Consider the following 16,721-nt stretch of genomic DNA (forward strand, 5'->3'; position numbering starts at 1 on the left):
GGCGCGAATTTGCGACACCAGCATGACGCGCGCTGAAAGCTTCGTCTATAAGGCGGCGATGAGCACGATTGTGATTACTTCTGAGGCAGCCGATGCCGGCCAGCGCCTCGATGCGTTCCTGGGCGCCCGCGCCGAGGGCATTTCCCGTTCCCGGGCCAAAGCCCTGATCGAGGAAGGCGCGGTCTCGGTTGGCGGCGTCGTGGAAACAAATCCCCGCGCGCCGGTAAAGGCGGGCCTGGTCTATGCCGTGGCGCTGCCCCCGCCGGTGCCCGCGACGCCCCAGCCGGAAAATATCCCGCTGGACATCCTGTTCGAGGACGCTCACCTGCTGATCCTCAACAAGCCGGCGGGCCTCGCCGTTCATCCCGCGCCCGGCAGCGAAAGCGGCACGCTGGTCAACGCCCTTCTTTATCATTGCAAAGGTCAGCTTTCCGGCATTGGCGGGGTGGAGCGGCCCGGCATTGTCCACCGGCTCGACAAGCTGACCAGCGGCGTCATGGTCGCTGCCAAGACAGAAGCGGCCCATACCGGCCTTGCCGCCCTGTTCGAGCGGCACGACATCGACCGGCTCTACCGCGCCATCACGCGCGGCGCTCCGCGGCCCCTGTCGGGCACCATCGATGCCCCCATCGCGCGCTCTGAAAATGACCGCAAGAAAATGTCGGTTCACAAGAACCCCGACAGCCCCGCCGCCCGCCATGCGGTCACCCATTACCGGGCCATCGAAACCTATGGCTATAAAGACCGCGCCACGCGCCTTCCCGCCGCCGCGATGATTGAGTGCCGCCTCGAAACCGGGCGCACGCATCAGATCCGGGTCCACATGACGCATGTCGGCGCCCCGCTCATCGGTGATCCGGTCTATGGCCGCCAGTCCGGCATCATGGCGTGGAAATCACCTGCGGCGCCTGAGGCAGACTATGACGCCGCGCTTGCGGCGGCGCGGGCCTTTCCGCGCCAGGCGCTGCACGCCGCCGTGCTCGGCTTCGTCCACCCGATCACGGGCGAAACCCTCCGCTTTGAGCAGCCCCTTCCGGAAGACATGGCCGGGCTGGTCAGCGCGCTAAGAAAGCTGCCGGTGGATTAAGGCAGGCGGAGAGCCTATGGCGCGCCGCCTGCGCCGGCCTGCGCAGAGGCCGTCTGCAGCGGTTCAAACCGCAGCGTGCGGGCCTGCAGGGTCACCTTGCCGATCCTGTCGGTGTCGGCAACGATCCGCACCGGCACATGGCTGCCGTTTTCCAGCGGCGCCAGATACATGCGCAGCGGGCCATCAATACCGGTCAGCGTGTCCTTGTTCACTTCGCCCGCCTTGTAGCCGGCGATCTTGTCCATGGTCACATGGCATTCAATGGCCTGGCCGCTCCAGGCCGGGCTTTTCACGTTCGCGGTGCCCTTGTTCTCCAGATGCAGATAGGTCAGCTGCTTGCCGTCGAACACGCGGATCGGCCCGCCGCACGGATCGGCGCCCTTGGCGCGCGGCTCCAGCGCGAAGGTGATCAGCGCGGTCAGCGGGTCATTCGCCAGGATCGCCTGTTCCTGCGTCGCGGCCGGGTCGCCCAGATCGCCAAAGCGCGGATTGGCCGTCATGGTGAAGCCGTCCTTCTTCATCGACAGTTCCACGCGGCGGTTCTTTTTCCCGTCGCGGTTCTGCGAGACATAGCCGGAGGTCTTCAATTCCTTGGCGCGGACAAAGCCGGAAGAAGCCAGCTCCATGTTATAATTGACGAACACATCGGCCAGGCCCGTCGTGCGCACCTTGGATTTGATCGTGTAGGTGTTCGGCTTCAGTTCCACATCGAAACTCGCCCGGCCGGTGGCGGGGATGATCAGGATCATTGCCCGAGCGTCCAGCTCATACACCATGCGCATGGGCTCGCCCGCCTTCACATTGGCCAGGAGATTGGTTTTCGGCGCGGCGGGGGCCGTATCGGCTGTGGAGAGGCCGGCAAGGGCAAATGTCGCAGCGGCGGCAAGGAGGAGGCGCTTCATGGGAGGGTCGATCCTTCTGGTCGGGCGGGCGCAAACGCCTGCTGAGCGGGTATATATAGTCGCCTTGTCCCAACGCCGCCTGAACGAACCGGCCCCCAAGATGCCGCATTCTTCAGGCCTCGCCCACTGACATAAAGTGACAGAGCGTGACATGGGAGCGCAATTCTCCGCCCGCAAGCCTGATTGCGCGGTTGACAGGGCGCCCCCGCAGACTGTAGACGCGCGCCTTCAGATCAAAGAACACCTCTTTTTCGGAGCGAGGCCCATGTCCCGCGAATGTGAACTCACTGGCACCAAGCCGATGGTTGGCCATATCGTCAGCCACTCGCAGATCAAGACCAAGCGTCGTTATCTGCCCAACCTCGTGCAGGTTACGCTGCACTCTGAAGCCCTGAACCAGGACTTCAAACTGCGCATCGCGGCGAAAGCCCTGCGCACGGTCGACAAGCTCGGCGGCCTCGACGCTTTCCTCGCCAAGGCGAAGGAAGACGGCCTCTCCGACAAGGCCCTCAAGATCAAGCGCGACATCGCGAAGAAAGCTGTCGCTTAAGCGGCCTCTTTCTCCGGCTTCCGCTGCTGACAAAAGTTCACGCCGGGCCTCCTCGCAGGCCCGGTGTTTTTGTTTGGGCTGTCCCTGGGTTGTGGAATTCAGGGTAGCTAAAATTTTTTCTTAGGGTTTCACGCTTATCCACCTTCGGAACATCGGTTTTCCGTCTGGGGGAGAAACATGAAGAGACTTGTTCTGGCCGCTACCCTGATTGGTCTTGGCGCCTGCGCCAATCACGCGCCTGGCAAACAGGGCGTGATGGGCCTGCCCGGCTTCATGAATGAAACCCAGACCATCGCGCGTCAGCGCCCGGCGCTCCCCGTCACCCACTATATCCGCTGGAACCCCGGCGACCGTCTGATGCATGGTCTGGAACTCGACTATATCAGCGGCATGTCCCAGCGGGACTATCTTTTCGAGGAACCCAATCAGGGCCTCTTCCGCCCGATGGTCGACAGTTCTCTCAAGGGATCCGGCCTCGAGGCAAAAACAGCGGCGGGGGCGCGCTATGCGCTGCAGATCGAATTCCATGAGTTGAAATCGGACGCGTTTGGCCGCCACTTTGCCGGAACCACCAGCGCTACCTACCGCGTCGTTGACCGTCGCACGGGGCAGCCGGTTTATGAAAATCTGATCCGCTCCAGCTTCCTTGCCGAATATCCCGGTCTCAATGAAGATGATGCCAGCTTCGCCTATAACGTCTCCGCCCCCGGCGTGATTGCCTCGACAGCCGTCTTTGGCGCCTTCACCCTTTACGAAGGCGGGCTGGTCGAAGTCTGGAACAATAACCGCAAGCTTCAGAACTTCTTCGGCGGCAGTTCGATTGACGAGTTGTCGCAAGCCGAATGGAACGATGTCTATCAAGGCTATGTCTGGACAGCCGGCATTTCCGCCCTTTCCGGCCCCGCGCTGGTGCTGCTCGGCCAGATGAATCCCTTGAACTATGCGGCTCTGCAGACCGACCCGGCAAATTATCTCCCCCTCGGTCTATCGAGCGCCGATGAGAAGCAGAAAGCCGCTGCCGCCACCCGTCACGGTAACCTCTCGACCGTCGGCGAAGGGTCACGCAATGCACGCACGCGCGCCCAGCAGCTCAATACGCACATCCTCGCCCAGAGCCTCACCTACTTCCTGCTCGATCTGGCCCAGTCCGAAGATGTCCGCCTCACCCAGCTCGTTTCCTGCCAAAGCGATGAATACACCGCAGACGCAATGATCCAGGCCGTGCGCATGAAATCGAAGATCATTACGGACAACTGCCTGGACTATGTGAAGAAGGACCAGCGCCGCGGCGTGCCGATCACCGCTTACCGGTAACCTGCTCCCAGCCGCTGACAAAAGTTCACGCCGGGCCTCCTCGCAGGCCCGGCGTTTTCGTTTGTCCGGAAGTGTCCACCTTCTCTCGCCCGATTTGCCTGCGATGACTGGCCACCGCGCGGGAACCAGTCCAAGACAAGGCGCAACAAAGGGAAGGGGAATCCCATGCGTCTCATCACCATCGCTGCCCTGGCCATTGCCGCCCTGACGGCCTGCACTGACCCGGCGCCCGCTGCGCCGCCTGCGCCGGAAGGCAATATCCGCGTCTTCACCGGCGGCACCATCTATACGGGCCTGGCTGACCCCGCCACGGTCGAGGCGGTGATCGTTGGCCCCGATGGCCGGATCATCGGCACAGCCCCGCCCCTGTCGCAGGACTGGAGCGAGGATGAGGTGGAGATCATAGACCTCGCCGGCGCGGTCATGTTCCCCGGCTTCACAGACGCCCACGCCCACCTCCAGGGCATTGGCGAGCGGGAGCTGATCCTCAACCTGGAAGGCACTGCCTCCATCGACGAGCTTGTCACCCGCACCGAAGCCGAGCTGCAGGGCCTGGCCCCCGGCGCCATCCTGTTTGGCCGGGGCTGGATCGAAACCGGCTGGCCGGAAGGACGTATGCCCTCGGCGGCAGATCTGGACGCGGTCAGCCCGGAAAACCCCGTCATCCTGGTGCGCTCTGACGGCCATGCGCTGGTCGCCAATACGGCGGCGCTGAAAGCCGCCGGGATCTACGACATGGCCGCAGATCCGCCGGGCGGACGCACGGAGCGCGACGAGAATTTCAAGGCAACCGGCATCGTCATCGACAATGCCATGATGCCCGTCCTCGCCCTGATCGAGAACCCGACCTATGACGATATGAGCAAAGCGCTTGAGGTTGGCGCGCAGACCTATGCCCGCCGCGGCTGGACCGGCATCCACAATATGAGCGCGGCCACCGATCATGCCCGCCTTCTGAAGGCGCTGGATGATGAGGGCCGCTTGCCGCTGCGCGTCTATAACGCTTTTGACGAGCGCGGTTTCGACATTGCCAAACGCCGCGAATTTGAAACCGCGCGCATCACCAATCGCGCCGTGAAGCTTTATATGGATGGCGCCCTCGGCAGCCGGGGAGCGCTGCTGATTGCGCCCTATGCCGACCAGCCCGAAACATCCGGTCTCGCCCTGCTGGAGCCTGAACAGCTGCACAATCTGATGATGGACGCTCAGAAAGAGGGCGTGCAGCTGACAATCCATGCCATCGGCGACCTTGCCAACCGCCGCATCCTCGAGAAGTTCGAGGAGCTGAGCTATGGCGCAGACCTGCGCTGGCGCATCGAACACACCCAGATGCTGCACCCCGATGATATCGACCGCGTCGCCAGAAGCGGCCTCATCGCCTCCATGCAGCCCAGCCATGCCATCGGTGACCTGCATTTTGCCCCGGCCCGTGTGGGCATCGACCGCTTGCGCGGCGCCTATGCCTGGGCAAGCCTCCTGAAGGCGGGCGCGATGATTGCCGGGGGCTCCGACGCGCCGGTGGAAGTCGGCTCGCCAACAATCGAATTCTATGCCGCCGTGGCGCGCAAGGATCTGGCAGGTTTTTCCGGCGAAGGCTGGCATCCTGAAGAAGCCCTCACCCGCCAGCAGGCGCTTGCCCTCTTCACCACAGGCCCCGCCTATGCTGCCTTCCAGGAAAACGACCTCGGCACCATCGAGGCCGGGAAAATCGCCGATTTCACCGTGTTTGACGCCGATCTGATGACGATCCCCGAACAGCAGATCCTGAAAGCCCGGCCGGTGATGACTGTTGTGGGCGGAGAGGTGGTCTGGCAGGCGGAGTGGTAGCCGCCGCAGGCCTCTCCGCATTGTGACAGCGGGGAGGGTGGACCTTCGCCGGCGCGCCCATACCTTTCCTCCGTAAACCGGAAGGAAGACCCCCGATGCGCCTTGCCCTGACCGCCGCCCTCGCCCTGGGCCTCGCCGCCTGCAGCAACGCGGCCCTGCCGGCCAGTGCCAAAGCTGCCCCGATCGAGCGGCCAGAGGCCGCCGCGCATGAAGAGATCGCGATCTTCGCCGGCGGCTGCTTCTGGTGCATCGAGGCAGAGCTTGAAGAAGTGCCCGGCGTGCGCACCGTCCTCTCCGGCTATACCGGCGGCACCACGCCCGACCCCACCTACCGCAATATGGGCGACCATGCCGAAGCCGTCGAAGTGATCTTTGATCCGGCCAAGGTCAGCTATGAGCAGCTTCTGGAAGTCTTCTGGTCGAATATCGACCCCACCGATGAGGGCGGCCAGTTCTTTGACCGGGGCAGCCAGTATCGCACGGCGATCTTCGTGCTGGATGAGGCTCAGAAATCGGCGGCCACACAGTCGCTCGAGGCCAATGCCAAGCGCCTCAAACAGCTCATCGTCACAGCGGTCCTGCCCGCTACCGCCTTCTATCCGGCAGAAGAGTATCATCAGGACTATTACCTGAAGGAGCCCGAGCGCTACGAGGCCTACAAGAAAGGCAGCCGGCGCGAGGAGACGCTGAAGAAGGTCTGGCAGGAATAGGCCGGGCCTCATCCAGCAAAGCCCCTGCCCCCGGCAGGGGAGGGCTGCAGACTTTACGTTGCGTCGCACTAGGCGCGCGGCCATCCCGTGCTAGAACCCAGAGTCTGACCTGATTTCTCCCGATGGCGAGCTGATACCCCATGACCGTTATGTCCGACACCGATGCCCTCGAAGGCCTGAAGCCGACCGAAAAAGTGAATGTCAAAAAGGTGTTCGGCCTCGACACCAACATGATCGTCCACGGCTTCAAGACGCGCACCGAATATGTGCCGGAGATTGACCCGTCCTACCGCTTCGATCCGCAGACGACGCTCGCCATTCTCGCCGGCTTCGAGCACAACCGCCGCGTCATGGTCCAGGGCTATCACGGCACGGGTAAGTCCACCCATATCGAGCAGGTCGCCGCCCGCCTCAACTGGCCGATGATCCGCGTCAACCTCGACAGCCATGTCAGCCGGATCGACATGGTCGGAAAGGACGCCATCGTCCTGAAGGATGGCGTGCAGGTCACCGAATTCCGCGAAGGCATTCTCCCCTGGGCGCTGCAGCGCCCCGTCGCCATCGTGTTCGACGAGTATGACGCCGGCCGCCCGGATGTGATGTTCGTGATCCAGCGCGTGCTGGAAGCCAGCGGCAAGCTGACGTTGCTCGACCAGAACCGCGTCATCGCGCCCCATCCGCAGTTCCGCCTGTTCGCCACCACCAACACGGTCGGCCTTGGCGATACGACCGGCCTCTATCACGGCACCCAGCAGCTCAACCAGGGCCAGATGGACCGCTGGAGCATCGTCACCACACTGAATTATCTCACCCATGACGCGGAAGTCGAAATCATCAAGGCGAAGGCCACGGGCGTGGACGAAGCCACCATCGCCAAGATGGTCACCCTGGCAGACCTCACCCGCAACGCCTTCATGGCCGGCGACCTCTCCACCGTGATGAGCCCGCGGACCGTCATCACCTGGGCGGAAAACTTCGCCATCTTCGGCGATCTCGGCCATGCCTTCCGCATGACCTTCCTCAACAAGTGCGACGAGCTGGAGCGCCCGCTGGTCGCGGAAATGTATCAGCGCTGCTTCGGCGTCGAACTGCCCGAAAGCCCGCTGATGGTGAAGGTCGCATAGGAAAGGCGCGGCCCGCGCGGTCGACGGATGGCAAAGGACACGACCCCTCAGGAACTCTTCAAGGCCGCGCTCGCCGCGACCACCAAGGCGATGAGCGGTGAGCGCGAGATCGAGGTCGGTTTCGGCCCCGATGTTGGCGATCAGGGCACGCGCCTGGTACTTCGTCCGCCCCCGGTGGAAGTCTCCGCCGAGCTTGCCGCCCGCATCCGGGGCGAGGCGGACGCGCTCGCCCTGCGCCGCGCCCATCATGACGCCGCCGCGCATATCGCCAACCGTCCGCAGGGGGATCTTCCCCGCCGCGTCTATGAGGCCGCTGAAACCGCCCGCATCGAAAGCCTCGGCGCCAATGCGATGCAGGGTACCGCCGGAAACCTCGAAGCCGTGCTCGATTTCCGCTGCCGGTCCACCAATTTCGGCCTCGGCTCGGAAGATCCCGAGGCCGTGCTTGCCCCGGCGCTGGAATTCCTGCTGCGCGAGAAGCTGACCGGCCGCCCGCTGCCCGAAAGCGCAAAGCGCGTTGCCGATGTCTGGCGCGAGAAGGTCGAGAAAAACGCCGGCGACGCGCTCGAAATGCTCACCGGCCAGCTCCACGATCAGGCCGGCTTTGCCCGCACCATCCGCTCGATCATCCGGGATCTGACAGCCTCAGACCTGCCGGGAGACGAGGCTGAGGCCGAAGACGAAGCCCCTACCGAGGAGCAGGAAGAGCAGCAGAACCAGACCGGTGAGGACGACACCTCCACCGAAGAGGAAATGGGCGCCTCTGCCGATCAGATGGAAGCGGGCGACACCGAAGACCTGGAAGGGGAGGAGGCCAATGTCTCCGTCGACCAGGACGCCGATCTGGATGCGGACGATACGCCGGATGAAGAGGACGAAGGCACCAAGCCGCTGCGCCCCAATTTCCAGGCGGGCGACGACAAGGACCGCTTCAACTACCAGATCTTCACTCGCGCGCATGATGAGGTCGCCAATGCGCCGGACCTGTGCGACGCCGAAGAGCTGACGCGCCTGCGCGCCTATCTCGACCACCAGCTTCAGGGCCTGCAAGGCGCGGTTGCCAAGCTTGCCAACAAGCTGCAGCGCCGCCTGATGGCCCAGCAGAACCGCACCTGGAGCTTCGATCTGGAAGAGGGCGTGCTCGATACCGCCCGCCTCACCCGCGTCATCACAGACCCCACCTCGCCGCTCTCCTTCAAGCAGGAAGACGATACCAAGTTCCGGGATACGGTCGTCACCCTGCTTCTGGATAATTCCGGCTCCATGCGCGGGCGGCCCATCATGGTGGCTGCTCTGTGCGCGGATATTCTCGCCCGCACGCTGGAGCGCTGCGCGGTGAAAACCGAAATCCTCGGCTTCACCACCAAGGCGTGGAAAGGCGGCCTCTCCCGCGAAGACTGGATGAAGGCCGGCAAGCCTCAGGCGCCCGGCCGCCTGAACGACATCCGCCACATCATCTACAAGCAGGCCGACGCGCCGTATCGCCGCGCGCGCCGCAATCTCGGCCTGATGATGCGCGAAGGTCTGCTCAAGGAGAATATCGACGGCGAAGCGCTCCTCTGGGCGCACGACCGGCTGCTCGGCCGGCCGGAGCAGCGCAAGATCCTGATGGTAATCTCAGATGGCGCCCCGGTCGACGATTCCACGCTGAATGTGAACGTCGGCAACTACCTCGAACGCCACCTGCGCCAGGTGATCGACGAGATCGAAAACCGCTCACCGGTCGAACTCATCGCCATCGGCATCGGCCATGATGTGACGCGCTATTACAAGCGCGCCGTCACCATCGTGGACGCCGAACAGCTCGGCGGCGCGATGACCGAACAACTCGCCTCCCTCTTCGACGAGAACGAGCCCAACCCCAAAGCCATGGCCATCCCTCCGCTCACGGACCGCACGGTGCGCGGCGCCGTCAGCGGCGCCTCCGCCGGCGCCCCCAGCTATGGAAAGAAAGTCGGAACGGGCAGGTACGTGAAAACGACCAAATACTGAATATCAGAAGAGATTATGCGCACTTTCATGAGAAGGTCTGCAAGGTGTAATTTTCTTTTATTCCGTAGCGCCTCTGCTCATCGGAAGATTCAACCCGAGCTCCTTATTTGCATCTGCGTAGTTTCCTTTGGCTACATGGTACAGAAACCATAGCCAGCCTAGGTCCAAGGATCCCTTTGAACCATGCTCATAGAAATGCCGATCTACGAAATTATGTGTAGTCACCAAGCAGTGCTCAAATAGTCGCAACTCACCAGCCGTAGCCACCTTTTTTGCAATTATAACGCGAAGCATGAAGTCGACGTTTGATCTTGTTGGAGGAGCACAATCTTGAAGAACTGTATGCAAGGTGGATCTGAGGATATCGACGGGTAAATCTCTTGCGCTAAGCATTTTGCTACCCGACAAAACAGAAATCCTGTCTATGCGATCAAGGTCGTATTGAGCGTCTTGAATACAATAATCCATCAACATTAACAAAAATGCCAACCATAGTATTTGGCACTCTCTATACTGAGCGCTCTTTTGTTCGATATCGTACAAATCTTCTTGTATTACTTCTGAGAACAGGACCCGTGTTCGGCTAAGTAATCCGTATGCTTTGGTTGTTGCTAATAAGAGCAATTGATTATCAACTTTTTTCTTGCCAATTCCGAACATGTTATCCCCCAATCTCGCCAAACAGACCTTTAGTATATGTAGCCTAGTTTCAATAGTAGGTTTTAAGGTGAGTTGAGCGCAGCGATACCCGCCATCTGCCGTATGCGGTGGGTATCCGCCCTTTTGGCGTCAACCCACCCTACGGGTTGCGTGGATAAAGCCTGCCCTATCCCCCAACCGCAGCGAACCGGGTTCGTCTTCCCGGAATTTGGGTCAGCAAATATCCGGAACCCAGAAAGCCCAGCAAAACAAAACTCTATCTGGATCCCGGTCTTTGCCTCCGGCAAAACCGGGAAGACGGCCGAGAAGTTTTTTTTGGAAACTTATCCGCCCGGCTTCCCCGCGCCCCCATCCTCTGCGCCATGGACATCACCGCGCCCCGCCCGGAACTCTGGACCCGCATTGCCGCCCTGCTCGGCGCGCTGCGGGCCCTGCTGCGTCAGGCGGTGCCGGAACACTTCGCCAGCATTGCCGCCGAGGCCCGCCTCCAGCTCATCACCGCCACAGCGCTCGTGCGCCGCTATATCCATGCGCTCGCCGGCGAAATTACCCTGCCCGAGCCGCGCCCCGTTGGAATTTCTCGCAAGCCCTCCAACGAAACTCCAGGAAAACTCCAACGCCGCCGCGAGGCCCTCTTCTGCCTTATCGAGGAGACATGCCCCGCCCGCCACGCCGCAAAATCAGACGGGGCCGACACGCCCTTCGTGCAATGGGCACTGATGATGGAAGTGGCTAGGCGGCTCGTCCTCGTGCTCAACCATCCGGAAAAACACGCCCTGCGTCTCGCCCGCATGCTCCGCAGGCGGAAAGGCCGTGTCCTGAAGGATCTGCCTGTTCCCAGCCACATCCTCCGCCGCCTGCCGCCCTGGATCGACGCGCTGCTCTGCCGCCTCGATGAATCCGCCCGGCCAGAGGCCTGGGCCGCGATCACCGCGCAGGGCCCACCCGTTCTCTGTGGTTGACACGGGCCTGCGCCTCCCCCGCTGATGCCGGGGGAGGATAGGGGCGCTTGCGTCAGTTCTTCCCGAACTTCCGGTCCCGGCCAGCCAAAAGGCGCAGGCGCAGCGCGTTCAGCTTGATGAAGCCGGCGGCGTCTTTCTGGTCGTAGGCGCCGTGATCGTCCTCGAAGGTCACGATCTTCTCCGAGTACAGAGAATAGGGGCTCGAGCGGCCGATCAGATAGGCGTTGCCCTTATAGAGCTTGATCGTCACTTCGCCGGTCACAAAGCGCTGCGAATGGTCGATGGCGGCCTGCAGCATCTCGCGCTCCGGGCTCCACCAGAAGCCGTTATAGATGAGCTCGGCATAGCGCGGCATCAGCTCGTCTTTCAGGTGCGCGGCGCCGCGGTCAAGCGTTGCCTGCTCAACGCCGCGGTGGGCCACCAGCAGGATCGTGCCGCCCGGCGTCTCGTAAATGCCGCGCGATTTCATGCCGACGAAGCGGTTTTCCAGAAGGTCGAGCCGGCCAATGCCATGCTTCTTGCCGTATTCGTTGAGCTTGGTCAGCAGCGTTGCCGGGGACAGCGCCTCGCCATTGATCGAGACGGCATCACCCTTTTCAAAGCCGATGGTGATCACTTCGGCCTGGTCGGGCGCCTCTTCCGGGCTGATCGTCCGCATATGGACGAATTCGGGCGCCGGCTCGGCCGGGTTTTCCAGAACCTTGCCCTCGGAGGAGGAGTGGAGCAGGTTCGCATCGACCGAGAAAGGCGCGTCGCCGCGCTTGTCCTTGGCGATCTCGATGCCGTGTTCCTCGGCGAACTTCAGAAGGTCGGTCCGGCTCTTGAACGCCCAGTCGCGCCAGGGCGCGATCACCTTGATGTCGGGGTTCAGGCCATAATAGCCCAGCTCAAAGCGGACCTGATCATTGCCCTTGCCGGTGGCGCCATGGCAGACGGCGTCGGCGCCGACCATGTCGGCAATCTCGATCTGGCGCTTGGCGATCAGCGGCCGGGCAATCGAGGTGCCGAGCAGATAGACGCCCTCATAAACGGCGTTCGCCCGGAACATCGGGAAGACGAAATCGCGGACGAACTCTTCGCGCACATCTTCGATGAAGATGTTCTCGGGCTTCACGCCTGCGGCCAGCGCCTTCTTGCGCGCCGGCTCCAGCTCCTCGCCCTGGCCGAGGTCGGCGGTGAAGGTGACAACCTCGCAGCCGAATTCAACCTGCAGCCATTTTAGGATGATCGAGGTGTCGAGGCCGCCGGAATAGGCAAGAACAACCTTTTTCGGGGCAGAAGCAGCTTTGGACATGGGATTTACGTCGTCTTTCTGGGGCGCAAACGGGAAACTGTTGCCTTAAAGTCCCGCACCCGCCCTGACAAGGCGGCGCCTTACAGGGAATTTTATGGTTTCCGCCGCATAGGTTGGTTATAGTAAACGCTGGATAGGGCGCTTGTTAACCTTTTGCGCTCAGGAGAATGGGCTGATGCTGCAGGAGCCGCTGAAACCGACCGAGGCTGCCGACGCGCCTTTCCGTGCCCGCCTGCGCGCGCGCGATGGCCGCCGGCCGCAATCGACGCTGGCGATCCTGGCGGGGTATGAGCCCAAGGATGGCGAAACGGCTGAACTGGCCGCCATCGCGCCGCGCCGCCCGCGCCCTGTCGCGGTGACCGCCCCAGTCGCGCAAACCCGGCCTGAACCGCGCCGTGTTCCGCCGGCTGGCCGGCCGGAAGCCTGGGCCCCGCCCGCGCGGCCTGAGCCCGCGCCTCCGCGCCAGGAAATCCGCCGCCCGCCGCTGGTCATCGTGCCGCCGGCCGAAGAGGCAGCAGAGCCCGCCACCGATACAGATAAAAAGGAAGAGCGCGCCACCCGCCTCGGCTGGCTGAGCGAATATTCGCAGCTCGCCTTTGCCGGTCTCGCCGTGCTTGGCTTGGCGGGCTTGTCGCTGCTGGCGATCGACCATTCGCTGAAGGGCAAGCCTGGCGCCGCGCCGGAAGAGGGCGATGACGCCGCCCGCCGGTCTGCGGCTGATACAGGCACGGCCGTATTGCCTGCCTCCGTCTCTGCCGTTGCGGTGCAGGAAGCGGCCACCCCGCTTGGCGCTGAGCCCCAGCCCTGGTTCGACTATCGCGGCGTTGCCGATTATCTGAAAACACGTGTCGATGCGTTTGAAACCTCCGAGCGCGACGCCGCCCGCCGCCAGCAGGAAGAAGCCCAGCGCCTTGCCTCTGCTGCGATTGCGGACGCCGAAGCCGGCCGTCTGGCGGCTGCGGCTCAGGCTGAGGCCGACGCGCTGGCCGCCCGGGACGCTGCCATCGATGCAGAACGCCAGCGCCTGGCGCGCGAAGAGGCCGAGCGGATCGCAAATGAGGAAGCCGCCCGTCTGGCCGCCCAGGCAGAGGCTGAAGCCGCCGCTAGGGCTGAGGCGGACCGTCTGGCAAAGCTGGAGGCTGAGCGGGCCGCTGCTGCTCTGGCCGAGCAGCGCCGCGTCGCTGAGCTGGAGGCCGAACGCGCCGCCGCTGCCGAGGCAAAGCGCCTTGCCGAAATCGAATCCCGCCGGATGGCCGCTGAAGCGGAAGCCAAGCGCCTGGCCGAGTTGGAGGCGCAGCGCGCCGCCGCGCAGGCCGAACAACAGCGCCTTGCCGATCTGGCAGCAAGACGCGCGGCCGAAGAGGAAGCGCGCCGTCTGGCGGCGCTGGACGCCAAACGGGCAGCGGATGCTGCCGAGGCCCGCCGCCTGGCGGATCTGGAAGCCCAGCGTCTGGCAGATATCGAAGCCCAGAGACTCGCGGCGCGCAATGCCGAAGAATCGGCCATCACGCTGGCTGCCGCAGGTGTTGCGCCGCGTGCACCGGCCGTTGTCAAACCGGTGGCGCCGCCCCGGCCGGCTTCGCTGAAACCCGATCGTGCCAGCATCCAGCCTTTGGCGACGCCGGAACCAGCCCCCGTCACCCGTCCGGCGCCTGCAATCCTTACGGCGCGCGCCCCGGAAGTCCGCCCGTTCATTGCCGGCCCTGCAGACGCGCGGCGCGGCGCAGACGTGTTCGTCGCCGAACGTGTGGCGCTGACAACCGGAGAGACGATCAGTGTCGACGCCATGTCCGGCCTTCAGACAGAATTTGTGCGCCTTGTCGCCGTCAGCCCGGATGGCGCCGCCCATCAGATGGCAGCGCCGGATGGGCGCCAGATCGAGATCACATTTGAGCGTACCCAGCTGGTGGAAGCTGGCGCCGCAAACCTGCGCACGATTGGTTACTCGGCCGATGACGCGGCGCCTGTAACGCGCGGTTATGCCGAACAGCCGGTGGTGAATGTCTCGGTCATGTGCCGGGATGTGGCGTATGCCATTCCGGGTCAGGAGCGCGGCCGCTTCTCTGCCTGCCGGGGCGCGGACGGGCATTGGATGCTGGCCCGCACAGCTGATCCCTCTGTTGGACAGGGCGTCTGACGGGGCGGTTGCCTGCCGGCGGAAAGCCTGCAAAAGCAGACATCATGCAAAATGTCCCGGTCTATAAATTACTGACGGAAGAAGAGTGGCGTGCCGCCGAAGCGGCCGGCCATACCGTCAGCGCGATTGATATTGCCGATGGCTATGTGCATCTTTCCACGCGCGCGCAGCTGCCGGAAACGGCAGCGCGGCATTTTTCAGGGAAGGGACGTGTCAAGCTGCTGGAGTTTGAAAGCGCGGCGCTTGCGCCGCTGCGCTGGGAGCCGAGCCGGGGCGGTGATCTCTTTCCGCATCTCTATGCACCCCTCGAAATTGCGCGCGCGCAGGCGGCCTGGTGGCTTGAGCCTGGCCCAGACGGCGCGCTGCTTCTGCCGGAGGACATCTGAATGATTGCATCAGCCGGTGCCCGCATCGCCCGCATGTTGCCGCCGGAAACGGCGCACACGCTGACCCTCCGGATGCTGACTTATGGCGCAGGCGTTCCGCTGCATGCGCCCCAGCTGCCGGTCTCCACGCGGGTGGAGTTGCCGAAGTCGGGCCTGCGGCTCTGCTCGCCAGTAGGGCTGGCGGCAGGCTTTGACAAGAATTGCGAAGTTCCAGAGGCGATGGCGAAGTTTGGCTTCGGCTTTGTCGAATGCGGAACGGTCACCCCAAAGCCCCAACCGGGAAATCCGAAGCCGCGGCTTTTCCGCCTCAGTGAAGACCGCGCCGTGATCAACCGGATGGGGTTCAACAATTTCGGTCTCGATTATTTCGTCCGTAGGCTTCAGAAATATTCCCATGCCGTGCCGATTGGCGCCAATGTCGGCGCCAACAAGGACAGTGACGACCGGATTGGCGACTATGTGACCGGCATCGAGGCGGTTGCGCCGCATGCCGACTATATCACCATCAACATCTCCTCACCCAACACGCCGGGCCTGCGCGGCCTGCAGGACCGGGCTTCTCTGACCCAGCTATTGACGCGATGTGGCGCGGCGGACCGGAAGGAACTGCCGGTTTTCCTGAAGGTGGCGCCGGATCTGGACGCAGAAGCAATCGCAGATATCTGCAACGTGCTGCACGCTGAAGGGGGCTGGCTATCCGGCCTCATCATCTCCAACACTACCCTGGCGCGGCCGCCGAGCCTGCGCAGTGAAGACAAGTCCGAAGCGGGCGGCCTTTCCGGCGCGCCCCTGCTTCAGCCGTCTACGGAAGTTTTGTTGCAGTTTGCCCGCAAGCTAGAAGGCGCGTTCGATCTGATCGGCGCGGGCGGTATCGCCACGGGGCGGGACGCCTATGCCAAAATCCGCGCTGGCGCGTCAGCGGTGCAGCTTTATTCCCTGATGGTGTATGATGGTCCCGGCATTGCGTCCCGCGTTGCGCGGGAGCTTTCCCATTGCCTGGCCGAGGATGGGTTCTCCGCGATTGCCGACGCTGTGGGGAAAGATCTCTAGCCGATAGAGTCGATCCGGACTGCCACGCAACCATCCATCGCGGTGAAGGCGATGTAAGTATACTTCACGTTCCGGCTGCTGACGAATTCCTGCCAGGCCTTGTATTCGTGGTGTCGCCAGCTCGGATAGTTGAAATATTCGTCAAACATCACGATGGAGCCAGGCTTCAGCCGGTCTCCGGCCGTGTCCAGAATGTATTTGGTGCCGCCGTAGAGATCGCAATCGATATGCAGCAGGCTGATGGGTTCCGAATTAGAGGACAAGACGCCGGGCAGGGTGGCATCAAACCAGCCGACATGCAGCTTCACATTCGCCGGCACCTGCGGCAGCCGCTGTTTCTGGGTGAACGCGCCGCGGCGTTCCAGATGGCCGGACCAGTCTTCCGGCAGGCCTTCGAAACTGTCGAAGCCGTGGACCATTTTCTGGGTTCGGCCTGCGATCTGACGGATGGAATTGCCGCCCGCGACACCGAACTCCATCATCAGGCCCTCGGCCGGTGACTTGTCAACGAGGAAGCCGATATAGGCAGCATGGCTCTCGAAGATCATCGCTTCGGGCATGTTGGCCTGGACGTAGTCTGCCGCTTCGTTCAGCGCGCGAAGCTGGAGCTGGTAAAGCAGGTTCCGCCCGTAATTCTTGTAGATGACACGCCGGAGCAAACGCTGAACGAAGGAACGTTTTGGTTTTGCAGGCGAAAGGGTGGCCATACGGCGCTCCGTGTTGATG

The 16,721-nt window shown here is 63.0% G+C and carries 15 protein-coding genes; 11 read left to right on the top strand and 4 right to left on the bottom strand.

Features of this window, described 5'->3' with window-relative positions; all coding sequences use genetic code 11:
• The first annotated feature begins 22 nt into the window (after nucleotides 1-22).
• Nucleotides 23-1,087: an RluA family pseudouridine synthase gene (locus HPO_RS09325; protein ID WP_241767892.1), complete on the top strand. Its 1,065-nt coding sequence runs from the start codon at nucleotides 23-25 to the stop codon at nucleotides 1,085-1,087.
• 14 nt (nucleotides 1,088-1,101) lie between these two features.
• Here the strand turns inward: HPO_RS09325 and HPO_RS09330 are convergent, their stop codons facing one another.
• Nucleotides 1,102-1,989, bottom strand: a complete 888-nt coding sequence (locus HPO_RS09330) for a DUF3108 domain-containing protein (protein WP_035597482.1) — start codon at nucleotides 1,987-1,989, stop codon at nucleotides 1,102-1,104.
• A gap of 265 nt (nucleotides 1,990-2,254) precedes the next feature.
• Here HPO_RS09330 and rpmB point away from each other — a divergent pair, with 265 nt between their 5' ends.
• From rpmB to cobT, 6 genes are all read left to right on the top strand, one after another.
• The gene (rpmB, locus tag HPO_RS09335; RefSeq protein ID WP_035597484.1) at nucleotides 2,255-2,539 is read left to right on the top strand and encodes a 50S ribosomal protein L28; all 285 of its coding nucleotides are present in this window, start codon (nucleotides 2,255-2,257) and stop codon (nucleotides 2,537-2,539) included.
• A 177-nt stretch (nucleotides 2,540-2,716) separates the two neighbouring features.
• Nucleotides 2,717-3,853, top strand: a complete 1,137-nt coding sequence (locus HPO_RS09340; protein WP_035597487.1) for a hypothetical protein — start codon at nucleotides 2,717-2,719, stop codon at nucleotides 3,851-3,853.
• Between the two features lie 165 nt (nucleotides 3,854-4,018).
• Nucleotides 4,019-5,680 (top strand): amidohydrolase, encoded by a 1,662-nt coding sequence (locus HPO_RS09345; protein ID WP_035597490.1) that lies wholly within the window; start codon nucleotides 4,019-4,021, stop codon nucleotides 5,678-5,680.
• A 95-nt stretch (nucleotides 5,681-5,775) separates the two neighbouring features.
• The gene (gene msrA / locus HPO_RS09350) at nucleotides 5,776-6,390 is read left to right on the top strand and encodes a peptide-methionine (S)-S-oxide reductase MsrA (protein WP_084324252.1); all 615 of its coding nucleotides are present in this window, start codon (nucleotides 5,776-5,778) and stop codon (nucleotides 6,388-6,390) included.
• 140 nt (nucleotides 6,391-6,530) lie between these two features.
• Nucleotides 6,531-7,514 (top strand): cobaltochelatase subunit CobS, encoded by a 984-nt coding sequence (cobS, locus tag HPO_RS09355; protein ID WP_084324253.1) that lies wholly within the window; start codon nucleotides 6,531-6,533, stop codon nucleotides 7,512-7,514.
• A gap of 27 nt (nucleotides 7,515-7,541) precedes the next feature.
• On the top strand, nucleotides 7,542-9,506 hold the full coding sequence (gene cobT / locus HPO_RS09360; RefSeq protein WP_035597493.1) for a cobaltochelatase subunit CobT: 1,965 nt from the start codon (nucleotides 7,542-7,544) through the stop codon (nucleotides 9,504-9,506).
• Nucleotides 9,507-9,563: 57 nt separating this feature from the next.
• On the opposite strand, the gene HPO_RS09365 is transcribed toward cobT, so the two are convergent.
• A complete protein-coding gene (locus HPO_RS09365) occupies nucleotides 9,564-10,166 on the bottom strand; it encodes a hypothetical protein (protein WP_035597496.1) in 603 nt (200 codons plus the stop codon).
• 362 nt (nucleotides 10,167-10,528) lie between these two features.
• Between HPO_RS09365 and HPO_RS09370 the strand changes: the two genes are divergently transcribed.
• On the top strand, nucleotides 10,529-11,128 hold the full coding sequence (locus tag HPO_RS09370) for a hypothetical protein (RefSeq protein WP_035597499.1): 600 nt from the start codon (nucleotides 10,529-10,531) through the stop codon (nucleotides 11,126-11,128).
• Between the two features lie 52 nt (nucleotides 11,129-11,180).
• Here the strand turns inward: HPO_RS09370 and HPO_RS09375 are convergent, their stop codons facing one another.
• On the bottom strand, nucleotides 11,181-12,422 hold the full coding sequence (locus tag HPO_RS09375) for an argininosuccinate synthase (RefSeq protein ID WP_035597502.1): 1,242 nt from the start codon (nucleotides 12,420-12,422) through the stop codon (nucleotides 11,181-11,183).
• A gap of 175 nt (nucleotides 12,423-12,597) precedes the next feature.
• Between HPO_RS09375 and HPO_RS19740 the strand changes: the two genes are divergently transcribed.
• Genes HPO_RS19740 through HPO_RS09390 form a run of 3 tightly spaced genes read left to right on the top strand, consistent with a single transcriptional unit; the run spans nucleotide 12,598 to nucleotide 15,995 of the window.
• Entirely contained in the window at nucleotides 12,598-14,559 is a 1,962-nt protein-coding gene (locus HPO_RS19740; protein ID WP_051612485.1) for a hypothetical protein, read from the top strand.
• Between the two features lie 44 nt (nucleotides 14,560-14,603).
• A complete protein-coding gene (locus tag HPO_RS09385) occupies nucleotides 14,604-14,945 on the top strand; it encodes a DUF952 domain-containing protein (RefSeq protein WP_035597505.1) in 342 nt (113 codons plus the stop codon).
• Nucleotides 14,946-15,995, top strand: coding sequence for a quinone-dependent dihydroorotate dehydrogenase (locus tag HPO_RS09390; RefSeq protein WP_035597508.1), 1,050 nt, complete (start codon nucleotides 14,946-14,948; stop codon nucleotides 15,993-15,995). It abuts the gene before it with no gap.
• Here HPO_RS09390 and HPO_RS09395 read toward each other — a convergent pair.
• Nucleotides 15,992-16,702 (bottom strand): class I SAM-dependent methyltransferase, encoded by a 711-nt coding sequence (locus HPO_RS09395; protein WP_035597510.1) that lies wholly within the window; start codon nucleotides 16,700-16,702, stop codon nucleotides 15,992-15,994. The genes HPO_RS09390 and HPO_RS09395 overlap by 4 nt on opposite strands.
• Between the last annotated feature and the right edge of the window lie 19 nt (nucleotides 16,703-16,721).

The organism is Hyphomonas polymorpha PS728 (assembly GCF_000685315.1).
In the GTDB taxonomy this organism is placed as follows: domain Bacteria; phylum Pseudomonadota; class Alphaproteobacteria; order Caulobacterales; family Hyphomonadaceae; genus Hyphomonas; species Hyphomonas polymorpha.

What these genes read in the sequence shown, in the direction of transcription:
- HPO_RS09325 (WP_241767892.1), top strand. Translation starts at nt 23, where the DNA reads ATGACGCGCGCTGAAAGCTTCGTCTATAAGGCGGCGATGAGCACGATT.
- HPO_RS09330 (WP_035597482.1), bottom strand. Translation starts at nt 1,989, where the DNA reads ATGAAGCGCCTCCTCCTTGCCGCCGCTGCGACATTTGCCCTTGCCGGC.
- rpmB (WP_035597484.1), top strand. Translation starts at nt 2,255, where the DNA reads ATGTCCCGCGAATGTGAACTCACTGGCACCAAGCCGATGGTTGGCCAT.
- HPO_RS09340 (WP_035597487.1), top strand. Translation starts at nt 2,717, where the DNA reads ATGAAGAGACTTGTTCTGGCCGCTACCCTGATTGGTCTTGGCGCCTGC.
- HPO_RS09345 (WP_035597490.1), top strand. Translation starts at nt 4,019, where the DNA reads ATGCGTCTCATCACCATCGCTGCCCTGGCCATTGCCGCCCTGACGGCC.
- msrA (WP_084324252.1), top strand. Translation starts at nt 5,776, where the DNA reads ATGCGCCTTGCCCTGACCGCCGCCCTCGCCCTGGGCCTCGCCGCCTGC.
- cobS (WP_084324253.1), top strand. Translation starts at nt 6,531, where the DNA reads ATGACCGTTATGTCCGACACCGATGCCCTCGAAGGCCTGAAGCCGACC.
- cobT (WP_035597493.1), top strand. Translation starts at nt 7,542, where the DNA reads ATGGCAAAGGACACGACCCCTCAGGAACTCTTCAAGGCCGCGCTCGCC.
- HPO_RS09365 (WP_035597496.1), bottom strand. Translation starts at nt 10,166, where the DNA reads ATGTTCGGAATTGGCAAGAAAAAAGTTGATAATCAATTGCTCTTATTA.
- HPO_RS09370 (WP_035597499.1), top strand. Translation starts at nt 10,529, where the DNA reads ATGGACATCACCGCGCCCCGCCCGGAACTCTGGACCCGCATTGCCGCC.
- HPO_RS09375 (WP_035597502.1), bottom strand. Translation starts at nt 12,422, where the DNA reads ATGTCCAAAGCTGCTTCTGCCCCGAAAAAGGTTGTTCTTGCCTATTCC.
- HPO_RS19740 (WP_051612485.1), top strand. Translation starts at nt 12,598, where the DNA reads ATGCTGCAGGAGCCGCTGAAACCGACCGAGGCTGCCGACGCGCCTTTC.
- HPO_RS09385 (WP_035597505.1), top strand. Translation starts at nt 14,604, where the DNA reads ATGCAAAATGTCCCGGTCTATAAATTACTGACGGAAGAAGAGTGGCGT.
- HPO_RS09390 (WP_035597508.1), top strand. Translation starts at nt 14,946, where the DNA reads ATGATTGCATCAGCCGGTGCCCGCATCGCCCGCATGTTGCCGCCGGAA.
- HPO_RS09395 (WP_035597510.1), bottom strand. Translation starts at nt 16,702, where the DNA reads ATGGCCACCCTTTCGCCTGCAAAACCAAAACGTTCCTTCGTTCAGCGT.